The sequence below is a fragment of the Mycolicibacterium phocaicum genome, assembly GCF_010731115.1.
Lineage (GTDB): Bacteria > Actinomycetota > Actinomycetes > Mycobacteriales > Mycobacteriaceae > Mycobacterium > Mycobacterium phocaicum.
In genome coordinates this window covers 4,583,988-4,601,710 of the sequence record NZ_AP022616.1, presented here as the reverse complement: position 1 = coordinate 4,601,710, position 17,723 = coordinate 4,583,988, and the positions used below count along the sequence as shown (strand labels likewise).

The window sequence follows — 17,723 nt, the reverse complement described above, 5'->3', positions numbered from 1 at the left end:
TCGACTGATGTCCTCCCGGCCCACCGTCAGCGACCTGCTGCGCCCGCTCGTCGACGTCACCGACCGCGGGTTGTACGACTGCACCACGGCGCCGGACGACTCATCACAAGATGACGGCGGCCCAGCCGGTTTCACCAGCTGGGCCGACCACATCGCCGCGGGCGCACAGTTGGCCGCGGCGCTGAAGGCGCGACTGGACCCGGCCAAGCCGCCGCACATCGGTGTGCTGCTGAGCAATACGACGTTCTTCTCGTCGCTGCTGGTGGCCGCCGCGCTGGCGGGGCTGGTTCCGGTCGGCCTCAACCCGACCCGCCGCGGGGCGGCGCTGGTCGGCGACGCCGAGCGCTCCGACTGCCAGTTGGTACTCGCCGACAATCCCGACCTGGTCCCAGCCGGTCTCGATGCCGCGGGCATCGACGTCATCGACGTCGAATCCGCTTCGTGGGCAACCGAACTCGCCGGGTTCGCCGGCACCGCGGTGCAATTCGCGGACGTCGATCCCGACGACCTGTTCATGCTGATCTTCACCTCGGGCACCAGCGGTGACCCCAAGGCCGTCCGGGTCACCCACGACAAGGTGGCGTTCCCGGGCCAGATGCTGGCCGATCGTTTCGGCCTCGGGCGCGACGACACGTTCTACCTGTCCATGCCACTGTTCCACTCCAACGCCGTGATGGCGGGCTGGGCCGTGGCGCTCGCCGCGCAGGGGTCGATTGCGTTGCGCCGCAAGTTCTCTGCCTCCGGATTCCTGCCGGACGTGCGCCGCTACGGCGCCACCTACGCCAACTACGTCGGCAAGCCGTTGTCGTACATCCTGGCCACCCCGGCCCGGCCGGACGACGCCGACAATCCGCTGAAGTTCATGTACGGCAACGAGGGTGCCCCACGCGACCTGAACCGGTTCGCACAGCGCTTCGGTGTCGTCGTCGTCGACGGTTTCGGGTCCACCGAGGGCGGTGTCGCCATCGCCCGCACCCCGGACACCCCGGCCGGCGCGCTGGGCCCGCTGACCGACGAGGTCGCGATCGTCGATGTCGAGACCGGATTGCCGTGCCCGCCGGGCGTCGTCGGCGAACTGGTGAACCCGACCGGCCGGGGCTGGTTCCGCGGCTACTACAACAACGACGCCGCCGAGGCCGAACGGATGGCCGGGGGCATCTACCACACTGGCGACCTGGCCTACCGTGACGACGCCGGGTTCATCTATTTCGCTGGGCGCCTTGGCGATTGGATGCGGGTCGACGGCGAGAACCTCGGTACCGCACCCATCGAGCAGGTGCTGCTGCGGCACCCTGACGTGGTCGAGGCAGCCGTCTACGCGATACCCGATCCCGCCGTCGGCGACCAGGTGATGTCGGCACTCGTCCTCCTCGACCACGCGGAGTTCTCCGCGGACGACTTCAGCGCCTTCCTTGCCGCCCAGGAGGATCTGGGTCCCAAGCAGTGGCCCCGGTTCATCCGCGTCGCCACGACGCTGCCGCGGACCGAGACCTTCAAGGTCATCAAGCGGCAGTTGTCCGCCGAGGGCACCGACTGCGCCGACCCGGTTTTCGCGATCGCCCGCTAGTCGTGGACCGGGACAGCCTCGACGAGTGACATCGGGCCCGCCGTCTGGACCACCCGGGTCTGCCGAAAGCCGGCGCGTGCCAACAGGTCCGCGTATTCCGAACCGGTACGCTCCCGGCCGCCGGCGGCGACCAGCATCTCCAGGTCGAGCAGCATGCCGGGATGGCTGGGCGTGCCTTCCGGCAGCACCAGTTCGACGAGGGCCAGGGTGCCATCGGGGTCGATCGCCTTGCGGACGTTCCGCAGGATCACCAGTGCGCTGTCCTCATCCCAGTCGTGGATGATCGTCTTCAGCAGATACGCATCCCCGCCTTCGGGCACGGCATCGAAGAACGAGCCACCCGTGACGGTCACGCGGTCCGACACACCGGCCGCCTTGAGCACCGGGCCCGCGCCCGCGACGACCGACGGCAGATCGAACAGCACGCCCTGAGCGTCGGTGGCCTGCTGCAGCACCGCACTCAGCAGCGCGCCGTGGCCGCCGCCGACGTCGACGATGTTCTTGAAACGACTGAAATCGTATGCGGGCATGAGAGTTTCGATCGCCATGGCCGACACCGCGGTCATGGCGTTGTTGAACACGTCGGCGAGGTCGCGATCGTTCTCCAGGTATTCGAAGATCGGCATGCCCCGGAGCATCTCCGCGGACGTCTTACCGGTCTGCACCGAGTACAGCAACTGACCCCAGTGTTCCCAGTGCTTGGGGTGGCCGATGAACAGCAGCATCGGTGCCAGCGAGCCCGGCGCATCGGACCGCAGGGCCTGTCCCAGCCGGCTCAGCGCGAACCGGCCATCGCGCTCCCGCTTGAGCAGCGAATTCGCGGCCAACGCCCGCATGAGCCGGGCGGTGGCCTCGGGGTGCGAACCCACCCGGCGGGCGATGTCGTCCGCCGACGCGGGGCCGGCGGCCAGGGCGTCGAAGATGCCCAGCTTGGCGCCGACGTACATGGCCTGGGTCAGCCAGGCACCCTGGCCCAGCTCGAAGAGTGCGACGTTCGCCGGGACGACGGACCGGCGCAACTGGCCCAGTCCGTCACGGACCCGGCCGATGCCGTCGATGAGCCAGCCGGGCGGTGGTTTCTGCGCGTTTGCCACTGGCACACAGTAATGCCACAGCTAATGCCCACGCTAGAGCCGGTTTCGAGTTGGTCCCCGTCCGGCTCACAGGATCACCGCGAGCGTTGTCGATTAGTCTCGGCCCTATGAGAACGTCCGCGATCACCGGCCTCGTCGCGGCAGCGACCGCACTGTCTGTGGTGCTGGCCGGATGCGACTCCGGCAAAGACGCGAGCGCGTCGTCCGACACCGCGACAAGCGCCGCGCCGACCGCGGCGGACGCGGGCAACAAGCCGGCCGCCGACGGCCCCAACCCGACGATCGCCAGCTACATCAAAGACCACAAGATCACCGAACAGCAGGTGCACCGCACCGATCCGGGCGAACCGAAGGTCGACCTACCCAAGCCCGATGGCTGGCGAGCCTCCGGTGATGACAACCCGCCGTGGGCCTACGACTCGATCATCTACACCGGACCGGTCGACGCGGCGAACTATGCGCCCAGCGTGGTCGCGCTGCTGTCGAAGCTGACCGGTGACGTCGACGCCAAGGCGCTGATGGCCACCGCTCCCGGAGAAATTCAGAACCTGCCGGGCTTCACGCCGTCGGGCCCCGGGACCGAAACCAAGGTGCGCAACTACCCCGCCTACCGGATCGCCGGTACCTGGGTTTCCGACGGCAAGACGAAGTTCGTCGCACAGCAGACGGTGGTCTTCCCGTCAGACGGGGCAACCTATGTCCTGCAACTGAATGCGGACGGCGCGGCGGACCAGACGCCCATCATCCAGGCCGCCACCGATGTGGTGGCGCAGCAGGTGAAGATCACGCCGTAGCGCTGGCGTTTCCAGCGCGTACTGGGGTTGTCTCCCTCGCGAGCTGGGGCCGTCCCCCCCTCGCGAGCAGACGCAAAACTGTCGTTTTGCCTTGCAAAAGAACAGTTTTGCGTCTGCTCGCGAAGAGAATCAGGCCTCGCGGATGGCGTCCAGTCGCTTGGTGGCGGCCTCGAACTCGGCGACCAGTTCGGCGATGATGACCTCGACCGGACGGATCTCGTTCATCCGGCCGACGATCTGACCGACCGGCATGGCGACGGCGGTCGGGTCACCGGACTCGTTCATCCGCTGGTGGGCCTCGCTGACGAGGATGTTCTGCAACGGCATCGGCAGTGGATCGGGTGCGCCGTCGGCGTCCCAGGCGTCGGTCCAGCGGCTCTTGAGCAGCCGGGCCGGCTTGCCGGTGTAGATCTTGCGGCGGACGGTGTCGGCCGAGGTCGCGTTCAGCATCGCCTGCTGCACAACGGAAACGCCCGATTCCAGACGGACCCCGAGGTCGTATTCGGCCGAGGTCAGGAACGCCGAGCCCATCCAGACGCCCTGCGCGCCCAGCGCCAGCGCGGCGGCCAGCTGGCGTCCCGTGCCGATGCCGCCGGCGGCCAGCACCGGGGCCGAACCACCAAGGGCGTCAACGATTTCCGGCCACAACACCATGGAACCGATCTCACCGGTGTGGCCACCGGCCTCGTGCCCCTGGGCGACGACGATGTCGACGCCGTTCTCCACGTGCCGTGCCGCGTGCTTGGCCGAGCCGGCCAGCGCGGCGACCGGAACGCCCGCGGCATGCGCCTGGTCGATGACGTCCTTGGGTGGCGAGCCGAGTGCGTTGGCGATCAGCTTGATCGGGTGCTTGAGCGCCACCTCGACGTGGCTGCGCGCCACCGAGTGCAGCCAGCCGAGCACGCCTTCGTTCTTCTCCTCGTCCGCCGGCAGCGGCGGCACCCCGAGCTCGGCGAGGGTCTTGGCGACGAAGTCCTTGTGTCCCTGCGGGATCAGCTTGTTGATGTCGACGCTGGTGCCCTCGGTGGGGACCTTGGCGGGCATCACGATGTCGACGCCGTACGGCTTGCCGTCGGTGTTGGCGTCCATCCACTGCAGGACGTTCTCGAGATCGTCGGCGTCGTTGAACCGGACGCAACCCAGCACGCCCATGCCGCCGGCGCGGGTCACGGCAGCGGCCACCTTCTCCGACGGCGTGAAGACGAAGATCGGGTATTCGATCCCGAAGCGTTCACAGAGTTCGGTTTTCATTTCTCGTTCCTGACTAGGCTTGTGCGCCTGCGTGTTTCGCGTGAACCTCATCGGCGGGACGCGCCTCGGTCTGATCCTTGGCCCAGCGGTAGTCGGGCTTGCCGGCCGGGGAGCGCTTGACCTCGTCGACCAGCCACAGGCTGCGCGGCACCTTGTAGCCGGCGATCTCGCTCCGGACGAACGCATCCAGGTCTGCCAGCGCAGGCCTGGTGCCCTCGCGGGGCTGCACCACGGCCGCGACGTGCTGACCGAAGCGCGGGTCCGGCACGCCGACGACCAGGGCGTCGAACACATCCGGGTGTCCCTTGAGCGCGGCCTCGACCTCTTCGGGGTAGATCTTCTCGCCACCGGAGTTGATCGACACCGAGCCGCGGCCCAGCATCGTCACGCTGCCGTCGGCCTCGACCTCGGCGTAGTCGCCGGGGATCGCGTACCGGACCCCGTTGTAGGTGCGGAAGGTCTCGGCGGTCTTCTTCTCGTCCTTGAAGTAGCCGACCGGGATGTGCCCGCACTTGGCGATGATGCCGCGCACGCCCGAGCCCGGAACCACCTCGTTGCCGTCCTCGTCGAGGACCTTGGTGTTCTTGTCGATCGTGACGCGGGGACCGCCGGTGTGCGACTGGCCCTTCGCCACGATGCTGGTGCCACCGAAACCGGTCTCCGACGAACCGATCGAGTCGGTGATGACGCGGTTCGGCAGCAGCTCGAGGAACTTCTCCTTGAGGCTGGTCGAGAACAGGGCGGCGGTGCTGGCGAGCAGGAACAAGCTGGAGAGGTCGTATTCGTTGCCGGCGTCCTGATGCGCCAGCAGCGCGTCCAGCAGTGGCCGCGCCATCGCGTCCCCGGTGAAGAACAGCAGATTGACCTTGTGCTCGTGGATCATTCGCCAGGCGGCGTCGGCGTCGAACTCTGGCATCAGCACCACGGTGTGGCCGGTGAACAGCGCCATCCAGGTGGCGGACTGCGTCGCGCCGTGAATCATCGGCGGGATGGGGAGCCGGATCATCGGCGGGTTGGCGGCGGCCTGCTTGGACAGGTCGTACTCGTCGGCGATGGGCTCGCCGGTGGCGAAGTCGGTGCCGCCGAACAGCACTCGGTAGATGTCCTCGTGCCGCCACATGACGCCCTTGGGGAATCCGGTGGTGCCGCCGGTGTAGAGCAGGTAGATGTCGTCCTCGCTGCGCGGACCGAAGTCACGCTCGGGCGAGCTGTCGGCGATGGCGGAGTAGAACTCGACGCCGCCGTAGCGCTGGAAGTCGTTGTCGGACCCGTCCTCGACGACGAGGATCGTCTTCAGCAGCGGCAACTCGGGCAGCACATTGGCGACCCGGTCGGAGTACTGGCGCTCATGGATCAGGGCGACCATGTCCGAGTTGTCGAACAGGTACTTCAGCTCGCCCTCGACGTAGCGGAAGTTGACGTTGACCAGGATCGCGCCGGCCTTGACGATGCCGAGCATCCCGATCACGATCTCGATACGGTTGCGGCAGTAGAGCCCAACCTTGTCGTCTTTCTTCACGCCCTGCGACTGGAGGTAGTGAGCCAGGCGGTTGGCCTTCTCCTCCAACTGGGCATAGGTCAGCTGTTCGTCGCCACAGATGAGTGCGACGCGGTCCGGCACAGCATCGATGGCGTGCTCGGCGAGATCTGCGATGTTCAGAGCCACGTTACATAAACTAGAACGTGTTACATTTTGTGACAAGTCTAACGATCTCGAGACCGGAAGTTGGTACCCGTGAGCGCACCCGAAAAAACCGCCGACGCCCTCATTGAGCAGCGCGGACACACGTTGATCGTCACCCTGAACCGGCCCGAGGCCCGCAACGCCCTCTCAGGCGAGATGCTCTCGATAATGGTCGAGGCGTGGGACCGCGTCGACAGCGATCCGGAGATCCGCACCTGCATCCTGACCGGTGCGGGCGGCTACTTCTGCGCCGGTATGGACCTCAAGGGCGCCGCCAAGAAGCCGCCGGGCGACTCGTTCAAGGACGGCAGCTACGACCCGTCGCGCATCGACGGTCTGCTCAAGGGCCGCCGCCTGACCAAGCCGCTGATCGCGGCAGTCGAGGGCCCGGCCATCGCCGGCGGCACCGAGATCCTGCAGGGCACCGACATCCGCGTCGCCGGGGAGAGCGCCAAGTTCGGCATCTCCGAGGCCAAGTGGAGCCTGTACCCGATGGGCGGTTCGGCGGTGCGCCTGGTGCGCCAGATTCCGTACACCATCGCGTGCGACATGCTGCTGACGGGCCGGCACATCACCGCGCAGCAGGCCTTGGACTACGGGCTGATCGGCCACGTGGTTCCGGACGGCACCGCGCTGGAGAAGGCTCTCGAGATCGCCGAGGTGATCAACAACAACGGTCCGCTGGCGGTGCAGGCCATCCTCAAGACCATCCGCGAGACCGAGGGCATGCACGAGAACGACGCCTTCAAGCCCGACACCGCCAACGGCATCCCGGTGTTCCTGTCCGAGGACGCCAAGGAAGGCCCGCTGGCCTTCAAGGAGAAGCGCGCACCGCAGTTCAAGATGCGCTGATGCACATCGCAGTGACGGGCGGCACCGGCTACGTCGGTGCCCACACCGTCCGCGCCCTGCTGGCCGCCGGACATACGGTCCGGCTGCTGGTGGTTCCCGGCGGCAGCGACGCCGCCGCGCTCGACGCGCTGGGCCAGCTGGGGCCGCTCGAGGTGCTGACCGGCGACATCCGCGACCCCGCAACGGTTTCCGAGCTGTTGACCGGCTGCGACGCCGCGCTGCACGCGGCCGGCGTCGTCGGCACCGACGGCCGGCGCACCCAGCTGATGTGGGACATCAACGCCTACGCCACCGAGGCCCTGCTGACGCGGGCATGTGAGCTCGGGCTGGACCCCGTGGTCTCGGTGTCGTCCTACAGCTCGCTGTTCCCGCCGGCTGACGGCGTGATCGGGCCCGACACTCCCCCGGCGCCCGGCCGTAGCGACTATGCCCGCACCAAGGCCTACGCCGACAACGCCGCCCGCCGGCTGCAGGCCGAGGGCGCGCCCGTCGTCGTGACGTACCCGTCGTCGGTCGTCGGACCGGCGTTCCACACGGCAGTCGGTGTGACACAACGTGGTTGGGACCCCATCGTGCGCTACCGCGTCGCCCCGCGGCTGCGCGGCGGCATGCAGATGATCGACGTCGGTGACGTGGCCCGGGTACACACGGCGCTGATGCGGCCCGGCCGCGGCCCGAAGCGCTATGTCTGCGGCGGCGTGCTGCTGACGTTCGATCAGATGGTCGACGCGCTGCAGTCGGCGCTGGGCCGGCCGATCCGGCGGATTCCGCTGTCGCCGGGCATGTTTCGCGGCGTGGGCCGGGTGTCGGATGCCGCCGGGCGCTGGCTGCCCCTGGCCGAGGGGCTGAGCTACGAAGCCGCCCTGCTGCTGACGGCCGCCGTCCCCACCGACGACAGCTTGACCTTGTCCGACCTGAGCCTGACCTGGCGCGACCCCCGAGAGTCGATCGTCGAATCTTTTGCGTGATTCGTGCACGATTTTCCGCGGCCATCGCGGAAAATCGTGCACAAATCACGAAAGCCGGGGGGACTCAGATGCCAACCACCGACACCTCGCTGGTGCGTGGCCTGCTGCTGCAGTTCGCCCTGCGGGCACTGCTGGCGGTGTTCGTCGGATTCGGCCTGCTGCTGGAGCCCCCGAACGCGAACCTGCGGCTGCACTGGGGCATCTTCGCCTGCTACGTCGCGATGGTCGCGGCGTGGGGTTGGTGGGGACGACGCTCGGCCGACCACTCCGATCGACGCACCCAGCGCGCCGTGGCGCTGCTCATGCTGTGCGCGGATCTGACTGTGGTGGCGGTCATTTCGGTGGACAGCGGGCTCAGTTCCCCGGAGACGTGGACGTCGGACGTGATGCAGCACGGGCTCTTCCTGATCCCGCTGATCGCGGCAGCTCAGCTCGATCCCGCCGTCAGCGCCATGATCGCGATTCCCACCGTCGCCACGTTCTTCGTCGTGAACTGGATCGACCGCGAGGCCAACGGTCACGAACCCTGGGCCTCGATCCTGTTGCGGACCGCCATCGTGTTCGGCCTGGCCGCCGGTTCGGTCGCGCTGTCATGGGTGCAACAAGCCAAGACCCGGACCATCGCCGGGCTGGCTCAGGAGCGGACCCGTCTGCTCGAAGAGGTGATCAGCCTGGAGAAGCGCGAACGCCAATCCCTCTCGGAGCGCCTGCACGACGGCGCGTTGCAGTACGTCCTGGTGGCGCGGCACGACATGGAGGACGTCCGTGACGGGTCGGTCGAGGGCATGGACCGTGTCGACTTCGCGCTCGCGGAATCCTCCCGGTTGCTGCGCGATGTGGTGCGTGAACTGCATCCCGAGGTGCTGGCCCGCTCCGGCCTCAAGGCCGCGATCACCGCGCTGGCCGACGGCATCGCCGCACGCACCAGCATCACGGTTCATCTGGACGCCGACGACTGGCCCGATGACCTGCGCACCGACGCCGACCACCTGCTCTACAGCGCGGCCCGCGAATTCTCGACCAACGCGATCAAACACGCGCACGCCGACAACCTGCGATTCCGACTGGCGCACAACGGAAGCCGGGCCGAACTACGCATCGCCGACGACGGTGTCGGCATCCCGCCGGACCGGCTCGCGCAGAGCGTCGAGGACGGTCACATCGGATTCGCGTCGATCTGCACGAAAGTGCTTGCCACGGGCGGCGAATTCACGGTCACCGGTGCGCCCGGCACCGTCATCTCGATGACAGTGCCGGCGACAGTGAGCGGCTAGCTCAGAGCACCCGAGCGGTCGGGGTGAACACCACCGGCATGGACTCGGGGCCGCTGACGAAGTTGGCGGCGCGCAGCGGTATCTGCGCACCGTCGGCCAAGCGGAGGTCGGGCAGGCGCTGCAGCAGCCGCTCGGTCATCAGGCGCAGCTCCAGGCGGGCCAGCTGGTTGCCCATACAGAAGTGGGTGCCGAAGCCGAATGCCAAGTGGCTGTTGGGGTTCCGGTCGATGTGGAATTCGTCCGGGTTCGCGAACTGGTCGCCGTCGAAGTTCGCCGACTCGAACATGAGCATGACCTTCTCGTCCTTCTTCAGCTCGGTGCCGTAGAAGACGGTGTCCGCGGTCAGGGTGCGGCACATGTTCTTGATGGGCGAGGTCCAGCGCAGCATCTCCTCGATCGCGCCCGGCATCAGCGAGGGGTCGGCCACGAGCCGGTCCCACTGATCGCGGTTGCGCATCAGCTGCTCGGTGCCGCCAGACAGCGTGTGCCGCGTGGTCTCGTCGCCGCCGATCAGGATCAGCAGCGTCTCCATGACGATCTCGTCATCGCTCAGCCGCTGACCTTCGACCTCGGAGTTGATGAACACCGAGAACAGGTCGTCGGTGGGGTTGGCCCGCCGATCCTTGATGACGTCCATGGTGAAAGCGGTATATGCCGCAAAGGTTTCCATCAGCTTCTGGATCGACGACTCATCCAGGTGCGACGACAGGCCAGACACCAACTCGTCCGACCAGTCGAGCAGCATCTCCCGCTCCTCCGGCACGACACCGAGCATGTCGCCGATGACGGCCATGGGCAGTGGGGCCGCCAGGTCGCGGACGAAGTCGGCCTCACCCTTCTCGCAGACGTTGTCGATCAGCGCGTCGACCAGACGCCCGATGGACGGCACCTTGTCCATCACGCGCTTGCGGGTGAAGCCCGCGTTGACGAGCTTGCGCCGCACCAGGTGCGCCGGATCGTCCATGTCGATCATGTACGGCATGCCGGGTTGGTCGGGGCGGATACCACCGGCGTTGGAGAACAGTTCGGCGTTGCGCTCGGCGTCGAGCACCGACTGGTAGGTGGTCACCGCAGCCTGGCCGTTGCGGTCCCGGAACACCGGCTCATTGGCCCGCATCCAGCGGTACGCCTCGTGCGCGGCCGCCCGATCGGCATAGAACCGGCCGTCGGCCAGATCGACGTCGGGGCGGGTGATAACACTGGTCACTTGATCTCCTGAGCATCGGCGAAGGTCATGTCTACGTTGTCAGCGGAACCCGAGAGCATGGCGCGCTTCGGCAATCCGAGAGCCGCCAATTCCTGGGCATACGGGTGGTCACCGAGGCGCACCGTCACGCCCCTGGGCCGGTAACGCACGCCGGACGGCCTCATCACGCCGACGGTCTCGCGGGTTACGCCGTCGAGGTGCGAATAGGTCGGGGGCGCTTGGGGTTTCGACGGCGCGGGTACCGGGACGCCGGGCCGGAAGTCCATGCCGACGGCGAACCGGCCGTCGATGGTGACGTCGAAGGAGAAGTTCTTCCCATCCCGAATGGCAAAGTCCGCCATCACCTTCGGGTAACCCCAGATGTTGCGGCCGGCCTCCAGCGTGAAGGCCTGATCGACGGGCAGGTGGTGGATGAAAGCGCCGGCGGACTGCAGGGCGCGCAGACCCGAGGCGGTCGAGCCGGGCGGGTTCACCATGATGTTGGTGCCGTACTCGTAGTACTCGCCGAGGTCGCTGTCGACGTAGTGCATGAGCATCAGCACAGCCACCGCGCGACGCGGGCGGAATCGGCAAACCTGCAGGCCGCTGTAATCGATCATGCGTTGTGCGGCATCGGCGTCGACCGCGAACATCGCCATGTGCTGCGTCGCCTTGCGGACGCGCACGGGCATGGTCAGCACGGTGCCCGCGATGGTGTGCTGCGAGGGCGCGGCCCCGGTGGCGTCTGTCACAGCACGAATCTAGAACACGTTGTAGACACTCCGCAATAAGTGTCTACTGCCGACTTCACGAACAGACGCAAAACTGCATGTCAGAATGCCTAAAACGACAGTTTTGCATTCCCCCGCAAGCGGGAGGTGCCCCCAGCTCGCGGAAACTAGACCAATTCAGCCAGCTGGTTGATCTGCTCAACCGACTTGGCGCCGACGACCATCATGGTGACGCCCGAGGCCTCCCAGGCCTTGATCTGTTCCTTGACGTAGTCGAGGTCGCCGACGATCGCGGAGTCGTCGACCAGCTCGTCGGGAATGACCTTGGCCGCCTCGTCCTTGCGGTCGCTACGGAACAGCTTGGTGACGTCGTCGACGACCTCGGAGTAGCCCATGCGGCGGTACACCTCGGCGTGGAAGTTGGTGTCCTCCGAACCCATGCCACCCATGTAGAGCGCCAGGTGCGGCTTCATCATCTCCATGACCATCGGCCGGTCGTCGGTGACGATGATCTGCGCGGTGGCACAGATTTCGAACGTCTCGCGGGTCCGGCGGGCGCCGGCGCGAGCGAAGCCCTCGTCGAGCCATTCGTTGTACATGCCGGAGATCCGCGGCGAGTAGAAGATCGGCAACCACCCGTCGGCGATCTCGGCGGCCAGCGCGACGTTCTTCGGGCCTTCGGCGCCCAGCATCACCGGGATGTCCGCACGCAGCGGATGGGTGATGGGCTTGAGCGGCTTGCCCAGACCCGTGGTGCCCTCACCCGAGAGCGGCAGGGGGTAGTGCGGGCCATCGCTGGTGACCGGTGCTTCGCGGGCCCAGACCTTGCGCAGGATGTCGATGTACTCGCGGGTGCGCGCCAGCGGCTTCGGGAACTTCTGCCCGTACCAGCCCTCGACGACCTGCGGACCCGACACACCCAGACCCAGGATGTGGCGGCCACCCGACAGGTGGTCGAGCGTCAGCGCTGCCATGGCGCACGCCGTGGGCGTGCGGGCCGACATCTGAATGACCGACGTACCCAGGCGCATCCGCGTGGTTTCCCGGCCCCACCAGGCCAGCGGGGTGTAGGCATCCGAGCCCCAGGCCTCCGCGGTGAAGACGGTGTCGAACCCCGCTTCTTCCGCCGCGGCGACGAGCGTCGCGTGATCGGTGGGCGGCTTGGCGCCCCAGTATCCGAGCTGCAAACCGAGTTTCATGGGGCCGCCTTTCCGAACGTGCTTGCCACGATTGTTAGAACCTGTTCTACTCGATGCCGTGAGCGTTAGCCAAAGCAGCCCAGCCCAGATGGCAGGCCATGAGCCGCCCCTTTCGGCTCCGCTGAAACTGTCATTCGACTACACCCGTTCAGTCGGTCCGGTCCTGAGTCAGTTCTTCACCGCGCTGCGCGGCCGACGCATCGTCGGCACCCGCGGTTCAGACGGCCGGGTACACGTACCTCCCGCCGAGTATGACCCTGTCACGTACGAGGCCCTGACCGAGGTGGTTCCGGTCTCCAGCGTCGGCACCGTGGTGTCGTGGACCTGGCAGCCCGAGCCCCTGGAGGGCCAGCCCCTGCAGAAGCCGTTCGCCTGGGCGCTGATCAAGCTCGACGGCGCCGACACTCCGCTGCTGCACGCCGTCGACGCCCCTGAGGGTTCACTGAAGGCCGGTGACCGTGTCCGTGCGCACTGGGTCGACGAACCCGTCGGCGCCATCACCGACATCGCCTACTTCGTGCCTGGCGAAGATGCTGTCGAGCCGTTGCCGGCTGATGACCGCGACCCGGTGACCATGCTGGTCGTGCCGTCGTCCATCGAAATCCAGCACACCGCTTCACTTCCCGAGAGCACCTTCCTGCGTGGTCTGCAGGAGGGCAAGCTGCTCGGCGGCCGCACCAAGGTGGGCCGCGACGGCAAGCCCGGCCCGGTGCTGTTCCCGCCGAAGGAGGCCGACCCGGCCACCGGCCTGGAACTCGACGAATTCGTCGAGCTGGTCGATCGCGGCACCGTCACCACCTTCGCGATCATCAACATCCCGTTCGCCGGCCAGCGCATCAAACCGCCGTATGTGGCCGCCTACGTGCTGCTCGACGGCGCCGACATCCCGTTCCTGCACCTGGTCACCGAGATCGACGCGGCCGACGTCCGGATGGGCATGCGGGTCGAGGCGGTGTGGAAGCCCCGCGAGGAGTGGGGCCTGGGCATCGACAACATCTCGCACTTCAAACCGTCCGGCGAACCCGACGCCGACTACGACTCGTACAAGCACCACCTGTAAAAGGAACTGCAACAATGACTTCCAGTGACGTAGCGGTCGTCGGGTTCGCGCATGCCCCGCATGTGCGCCGCACTGACGGCACCACCAACGGCGTCGAGATGCTGATGCCGTGCTTCCAGAAGCTGTACACCGAGTTGGGCCTGAAGCAGACCGACATCGGCTTCTGGTGCTCCGGTTCGTCGGATTACCTTGCCGGCCGGGCATTTTCCTTCATCTCGGCGATCGACTCGATCGGCGCCATCCCGCCGATCAACGAATCGCACGTCGAGATGGACGCGGCCTGGGCGCTGTACGAGGCCTACATCAAGATCCTGACGGGCGAGGTCGATACCGCGCTGGTCTACGGCTTCGGCAAGGGCAGCGCCGGCACCCTGCGCCGGGTGCTCGCCCTGCAGACCGACCCGTACACCGTCGCGCCGCTGTGGCCGGACGCCGTGTCGATGGCGGGTCTGCAGGCCCGCTTCGGTCTGGACGCCGGCAAGTGGACCGCCGAGCAGATGGCTCAGGTGGCGCTCGACGCGTTCGCCGCCGGCGGCCGCACCGACCGCGAAGAGGTCACCGGCAGCATCGACGACCTGTTGTCGCGGCCGTTCTTCGCCGACCCGCTGCGCCGCCACGACATCGCCCCGATCACCGACGGTGCCGCCGCCATCGTGCTGGCGTCGGCCGACAAGGCCCGGGAACTGCGGGAAAACCCGGCCTGGATCACCGGTTTCGAGCACCGCATCGAGACCCCGATCCTGGGTGCCCGCGACCTGACGACGTCGCCCTCGACCGCCGCCTCGGCGCAGGTCGCCACCGGCGGCGACGCCGGTTCGATCGACATCGCCGAGCTGCACGCGCCGTTCAGCCACCAGCAGCTGATCCTCAAAGAGGCCATCGGACTTGGTGAGTCGACGAAGATCAACCCGTCCGGTGGCGCGCTGGCCGCCAACCCGATGTTCTCGGCGGGTCTGGAGCGCATCGGCTTCGCCGCCGAACACATCTTCAACGGCACTGCGGGCCGCGTGCTGGCTCATGCCACGAGTGGTCCTGCGCTGCAACAGAATCTGATTGCCGTCCTGGAGGGTAAGAACTAATGGCGAACAAAGCCGCCGTCCTCGGCACGGGACAGACCAAGTACGTCGCCAAGCGGCTCGACGTCTCGATGAATGGCCTGGTGCGCGAGGCGATCGACCGTGCACTGGCCGATTCCGGCTGCACGATGGCCGACATCGACGCGGTCGTCGTCGGCAAGGCACCGGACTTCTTCGAGGGCGTCATGATGCCCGAGCTGTTCATGGCCGACGCCACCGGCGCCACCAACAAGCCACTGATCCGCGTGCACACCGCCGGTTCGGTGGGTGGCTCGACCGCGATCGTCGCCGCCAGCCTGGTGAAATCCGGCAAGTACCGCCGCGTGCTGACCATGGCCTGGGAGAAGCAGTCCGAGTCGAACGCCATGTGGGCGTTGTCCATTCCGGTGCCGTTCACCAAGCCCGTCGGCGCGGGTGCGGGCGGCTACTTCGCCCCGCACGTGCGCGCATACATCCGCCGCTCGGGCGCGCCGGAGCACATCGGCGCCATGGTGGCGGTCAAGGACCGGCTCAACGGCGCCAAGAACCCACTGGCCCATCTGCACCAGCCCGACATCACCGTCGAGAAGGTGATGGCATCCCAGATGCTCTGGGACCCAATCCGTTTCGACGAGACCTGCCCGTCATCGGACGGCGCGGCCGCACTGGTGATCGGCAACGAGGAAGTAGCCGACGCCCGCGTCGCCGAGGGCCATCCGGTGGCCTGGATCCACGCCACCGCACTGCGGACCGAACCACTGGCCTACTCGGGCCGCGACCAGGTGAACCCGCAGGCCGGTCGCGACGCCGCCGCCGCCCTGTGGCGCGACGCCGGCATCACCAGCCCCATCGACGAAATCGACTGCGCCGAGGTCTATGTGCCGTTCTCGTGGTTCGAGCCGATGTGGCTGGAGAACCTGGGCTTCGCCGCCGAGGGTGAGGGCTGGAAGCTGACCGAGGCCGGCGAGACCGCCATCGGCGGCAGGATTCCGTTCAACGCCTCCGGCGGTGTGCTGAGCTCCAACCCGATCGGCGCGTCCGGCATGATCCGGTTCGCCGAGTCGGCCATCCAGGTCATGGGCAAGGCCGGTGACCACCAGGTCGAGGGCGCCCGCAAGGCGCTCGGTCACGCGTACGGCGGTGGCGCACAGTACTACTCGATGTGGGTCGTCTCGAGCGACAAGCCGGGCAAGTAGTTGCCTGGGCGTACGCCGTGAGGGTCGCGCCGGTCCCGACCGAAGTAGGTCGGGTCCGGCGCGACCTTTGACGCCCTCATCGAAAAGAAGAAAGATTCACTGAAGCGGTACGCCGACATCCACATCCACTCCGGCTGGCAGGACTGACATGACAGTTTCCGATCCGAATCATCCCGCGCACCTGGCCGGCAAGCGTTCCCGCGATGCCGTTGCCGCCCGCGACAAGGACGCCTGGCTGGCCAACTTCGCCGACGACGCCATCGTGCAGGACCCGATCGGGCCGTCGTTCCTGGATCCCGAGGGCAAGGGGCACCGAGGCAAGGAAGCCATTTCGGGCTTCTGGGACAAGGCGATCGCCCCCACCGACAGTCTCGTGTTCAACTTCGAGACCACCTACCAGTGCGGCGACGAGGAGGCCAACGTCGGCAACATCGTGACCACCATCGGCGGGCACGACTTCACCACCCATGGCGTCTTCACCTACCGCGCCAACGAAGCCGGGCAGCTGGTGGCGCTGCGCGCGTTCTGGGAAGCGCCGCGCACTTCGTGATTTGTGCACGAAAATCCGCGGCCACCGCGGATTTTCGTGCACAAATCCCGGTCAGAAAGTCCAGGACCCCGACGGCTGCAGCACGAAGCCGTGGCCGCCGTCGGTGGTGTCGATGCATGCGGTGACGCTGCCGGCAACCACACCGCACGTCATCGTCGTCAGAGTCACCTTCTCGCCCGGCGCCAGTAGCGGTGCACCGGCGAGATCGGTCGGATAGTCGCCGCGGTAGTTGCTGATCGTGCCCTCGTTGGCCGCGTGCACCTGCGCGACCCCGAAATCGCGGGGCGCCTTGGCGTTGGGGTCGGCAGTGACGGCCAGACCCGTCGTCCCCGGCACCGGGCCGTAGCACCGCACGGTCGGCGCCACCCCGCCCAGCGCGCTGACGAGGCACGCCAGCCCGTCGGGTGTCGAGAACTTCACCACCTGCTGATCAGTGCGCTGGTAGGTCGCCAGATGGGTCGACGTGACGATGCTGAAGCCCGCGAGGTCGGGAAAGTTGGGTGGCGGCGCGGCCTGTGCGAACGGCGCCGTGAGCACCACGACTGCACCGGTCAGGGCGATGAGCGGCAGCTTCATGCGCCCAGTCTCGGCCGAAGCTCGGCCGGAATGTCAGATTTCGGCGAAATCCGGGGCTACAGCTCTTCCAGGCCGGTCAGGTAGCGCTCGGCCAGTTCCCGGTAGGCCTGCGGATTGGTGTTGATCCACGTCTCGGCGCCGGTTCCGGAGATGGGGCCGCGGATCTTGGCGGGCGACCCCACGACCAGAACCTCATCGGGGATCTTGGTCCCGGCGACCACCAGCGAATGGGCTGCGACGAGCGTGCGCCGGCCGATCACCGCGCCATCGAGAATCGTGCTGTTGTTCGCGATCAGCGCCTCGGCACCGACGTGGGCGCCGTGGACGACGCACAGGTGGGCGATGGTCGCGCCGGGCCCGATGTCCACCGGGATACCGGGAGGGGCGTGCAGCACAGACCCGTCCTGCACGTTTGCCCCGTTGCGGATGACGACCGGCGCGTAATCGGCGCGCAGAACCGCGTTGAACCACACCGACGCCCCGGCCTCGACGCGAACATCGCCGATCAACACGGCGGTGGGGGCGATGAACGCCGTGGGGTCGACGACCGGGCTTCGGCCCTCGAAGGAGTAGAGCGGCATGGTCAGAACCTACCCCGTCGCTTCGCTCGCGCTCGCGACATACCGCAGGTCGGGACGCTTGCATTGCGCTGCACCGAGAAAAAACTGTAACGTGTTCTAGTTACT

At 67.3% G+C, this 17,723-nt stretch carries 17 protein-coding genes and 1 pseudogene; 10 read left to right on the top strand and 8 right to left on the bottom strand.

What is annotated here, in order from left to right:
• Positions 1–7 precede the first annotated feature (7 nt).
• Complete coding sequence (gene fadD17, locus G6N46_RS21995) at positions 8–1,567, top strand: long-chain-fatty-acid--CoA ligase FadD17 (RefSeq protein WP_138250781.1); 1,560 nt, start codon at positions 8–10, stop codon at positions 1,565–1,567.
• On the opposite strand, the gene G6N46_RS21990 is transcribed toward fadD17, so the two are convergent.
• Positions 1,564–2,667: a methyltransferase gene (locus tag G6N46_RS21990; protein WP_138250782.1), complete on the bottom strand. Its 1,104-nt coding sequence runs from the start codon at positions 2,665–2,667 to the stop codon at positions 1,564–1,566. The two genes, fadD17 and G6N46_RS21990, sit on opposite strands and share 4 nt — an antisense overlap.
• A gap of 101 nt (positions 2,668–2,768) precedes the next feature.
• On the opposite strand from G6N46_RS21990, the gene G6N46_RS21985 reads away from it, so the two are divergent.
• Entirely contained in the window at positions 2,769–3,455 is a 687-nt protein-coding gene (locus tag G6N46_RS21985) for an LpqN/LpqT family lipoprotein (RefSeq protein ID WP_138250783.1), read from the top strand.
• 129 nt (positions 3,456–3,584) lie between these two features.
• On the opposite strand, the gene G6N46_RS21980 is transcribed toward G6N46_RS21985, so the two are convergent.
• Together G6N46_RS21980 and G6N46_RS21975 are read right to left on the bottom strand one after the other, a co-directional pair.
• Entirely contained in the window at positions 3,585–4,706 is a 1,122-nt protein-coding gene (locus G6N46_RS21980; protein WP_138250784.1) for an NAD(P)H-dependent flavin oxidoreductase, read from the bottom strand.
• A 13-nt stretch (positions 4,707–4,719) separates the two neighbouring features.
• On the bottom strand, positions 4,720–6,372 hold the full coding sequence (locus G6N46_RS21975) for a medium/long-chain-fatty-acid--CoA/3-oxocholest-4-en-26-oate--CoA ligase (protein ID WP_138250785.1): 1,653 nt from the start codon (positions 6,370–6,372) through the stop codon (positions 4,720–4,722).
• Positions 6,373–6,441: 69 nt separating this feature from the next.
• On the opposite strand from G6N46_RS21975, the gene G6N46_RS21970 reads away from it, so the two are divergent.
• From G6N46_RS21970 to G6N46_RS21960, 3 genes are all read left to right on the top strand, one after another.
• Positions 6,442–7,242 (top strand): crotonase/enoyl-CoA hydratase family protein, encoded by an 801-nt coding sequence (locus G6N46_RS21970; protein ID WP_138250786.1) that lies wholly within the window; start codon positions 6,442–6,444, stop codon positions 7,240–7,242.
• Entirely contained in the window at positions 7,242–8,210 is a 969-nt protein-coding gene (locus G6N46_RS21965) for an NAD-dependent epimerase/dehydratase family protein (protein WP_138250787.1), read from the top strand. The genes G6N46_RS21970 and G6N46_RS21965 overlap by 1 nt, the downstream gene beginning before the upstream one ends.
• A 68-nt stretch (positions 8,211–8,278) precedes the next feature.
• Positions 8,279–9,484, top strand: a complete 1,206-nt coding sequence (locus G6N46_RS21960; RefSeq protein WP_138250788.1) for a sensor histidine kinase — start codon at positions 8,279–8,281, stop codon at positions 9,482–9,484.
• A gap of 1 nt (position 9,485) precedes the next feature.
• Here G6N46_RS21960 and G6N46_RS21955 read toward each other — a convergent pair whose 3' ends face one another.
• The 3 genes from G6N46_RS21955 to G6N46_RS21945 all read right to left on the bottom strand — a co-directional run bounded on the left by G6N46_RS21955 (position 9,486) and on the right by G6N46_RS21945 (position 12,600).
• Complete coding sequence (locus G6N46_RS21955; protein ID WP_138250789.1) at positions 9,486–10,691, bottom strand: cytochrome P450; 1,206 nt, start codon at positions 10,689–10,691, stop codon at positions 9,486–9,488.
• Positions 10,688–11,362 (bottom strand): acetoacetate decarboxylase family protein, encoded by a 675-nt coding sequence (locus G6N46_RS21950; protein WP_138250819.1) that lies wholly within the window; start codon positions 11,360–11,362, stop codon positions 10,688–10,690. Before G6N46_RS21950 ends, G6N46_RS21955 begins: the two co-directional genes overlap by 4 nt.
• Before the next feature lie 206 nt (positions 11,363–11,568).
• Positions 11,569–12,600, bottom strand: coding sequence for an LLM class F420-dependent oxidoreductase (locus G6N46_RS21945; protein WP_138250790.1), 1,032 nt, complete (start codon positions 12,598–12,600; stop codon positions 11,569–11,571).
• A 58-nt stretch (positions 12,601–12,658) separates the two neighbouring features.
• Between G6N46_RS21945 and G6N46_RS21940 the strand changes: the two genes are divergently transcribed.
• From G6N46_RS21940 to G6N46_RS21925, 5 genes and pseudogenes are all read left to right on the top strand, one after another.
• The gene (locus G6N46_RS21940; RefSeq protein WP_138250791.1) at positions 12,659–13,660 is read left to right on the top strand and encodes a Zn-ribbon domain-containing OB-fold protein; all 1,002 of its coding nucleotides are present in this window, start codon (positions 12,659–12,661) and stop codon (positions 13,658–13,660) included.
• A gap of 14 nt (positions 13,661–13,674) precedes the next feature.
• On the top strand, positions 13,675–14,739 hold the full coding sequence (locus G6N46_RS21935; RefSeq protein ID WP_138250792.1) for a thiolase family protein: 1,065 nt from the start codon (positions 13,675–13,677) through the stop codon (positions 14,737–14,739).
• Positions 14,739–15,911, top strand: coding sequence for a thiolase family protein (locus G6N46_RS21930; protein ID WP_138250793.1), 1,173 nt, complete (start codon positions 14,739–14,741; stop codon positions 15,909–15,911). The genes G6N46_RS21935 and G6N46_RS21930 overlap by 1 nt, the downstream gene beginning before the upstream one ends.
• Before the next feature lie 48 nt (positions 15,912–15,959).
• Positions 15,960–16,058: pseudogene (locus G6N46_RS29115) on the top strand (LLM class F420-dependent oxidoreductase); the annotation flags it as partial.
• A gap of 1 nt (position 16,059) precedes the next feature.
• Positions 16,060–16,461: a nuclear transport factor 2 family protein gene (locus G6N46_RS21925; RefSeq protein ID WP_138250794.1), complete on the top strand. Its 402-nt coding sequence runs from the start codon at positions 16,060–16,062 to the stop codon at positions 16,459–16,461.
• A 51-nt stretch (positions 16,462–16,512) separates the two neighbouring features.
• Here the strand turns inward: G6N46_RS21925 and G6N46_RS21920 are convergent, their stop codons facing one another.
• The gene (locus G6N46_RS21920) at positions 16,513–17,037 is read right to left on the bottom strand and encodes a hypothetical protein (RefSeq protein WP_138250795.1); all 525 of its coding nucleotides are present in this window, start codon (positions 17,035–17,037) and stop codon (positions 16,513–16,515) included.
• 56 nt (positions 17,038–17,093) lie between these two features.
• Positions 17,094–17,618 carry a gamma carbonic anhydrase family protein gene (locus G6N46_RS21915; protein WP_133426449.1) on the bottom strand — a complete coding sequence of 175 codons (525 nt, stop codon included), beginning with the start codon at positions 17,616–17,618 and terminating at the stop codon, positions 17,094–17,096.
• Between the last annotated feature and the right edge of the window lie 105 nt (positions 17,619–17,723).